The sequence below is a fragment of the Mycobacterium sp. 852002-51961_SCH5331710 genome (genome assembly GCF_001665535.1).
Lineage (GTDB): Bacteria > Actinomycetota > Actinomycetes > Mycobacteriales > Mycobacteriaceae > Mycobacterium.
On sequence record NZ_LZSQ01000055.1, the window covers coordinates 1 to 1,008 of the forward strand.

A 1,008-nucleotide genomic window follows, 5' to 3' on the forward strand; every position below is an offset into this window, starting at 1 on the left:
GTTGGGTGGTGAGCAGGTCGGCATCATCGAGAGGTTCTTCGATCAGTTGCCCGCGCAGGTCAACTATGAGGCCCGCGAGTTGGCCGAGGCCGATCTGGCCCGCACCGGAGCCGGGTTGTGCCCTGAGGAGTTACGCAAGGTCGCCGAGCGGTTGATGGCGCTGCTCGACGAGGACGGCACACCACCGGAGGAGGCCGAGCGGGAACGGCAACGCAAACGTTTCTTCGAGTTCGGCCCGCAAGGTGCTGATGGGATGAGCCGGGTGCGTGGGCTGCTCACCCCGCACGCGCGCGCCACCCTCGATGCGGTGATGGCCAAACTGGCCGCCCCGGGTATGGGTAATCCCGACGACCCCAACCCGTGCGTGGACGGACCGCCCTCGGGGGAGCAGTTCGTCAACGACGCCCGCTGCGCCGGGCAGCGCCAGCATGATGCGTTGATCGCGATGGGCCGCGCCCTGCTGGCGTCGGGGCAGTTAGGCCAGCACAACGGGTTGCCGTCGACGATCGTGGTGTCCACGACGCTGAAGGAGTTGCGGTCGTTGTCGGGGTTCGCCGTCACCGGTGGGGGCACCCTGGTGCCGATGGCGGATCTGATCGCGATGGCCGCCACCAGCGAGCACTACCTGGTGGTCTATGAGGATCATCGGGAGGTACCGATGTATGTGGGACGGGCCAAACGGTTGGCCACACCCGGGCAGCGCATCGTGTTACACGCCCGCGATCGGGGGTGCACCAAACCCGGGTGCACCGCCCCGGCGTATTGGGCGCAGGTCCATCACGCCGCCCAGGACTGGGCCGATGGTGGCAGCACCGACATCGACGGGCTCACCCTGGCGTGTGGCCCGCACAACCGGCTGGTCACCGACGGCGGCTGGCGCACCCGCATCCGAGCCGACGGCCGCGTCGAATGGCTACCCCCACCCGAGCTCGACACCGGCCAAACCCGCATCAACAACTACCACCACCCCGAGAAATACCTCCTGCCCGACGAACCCGACGACCCACC

1 protein-coding gene is annotated in these 1,008 nt (G+C 68.1%); it reads left to right on the top strand.

Going from position 1 to position 1,008, the window contains the following annotated elements; translation table 11 throughout:
* On the top strand, positions 1-1,008 hold a 1,008-nt coding region (locus tag A5752_RS09475; protein WP_067084607.1), incomplete at both ends, for an HNH endonuclease signature motif containing protein.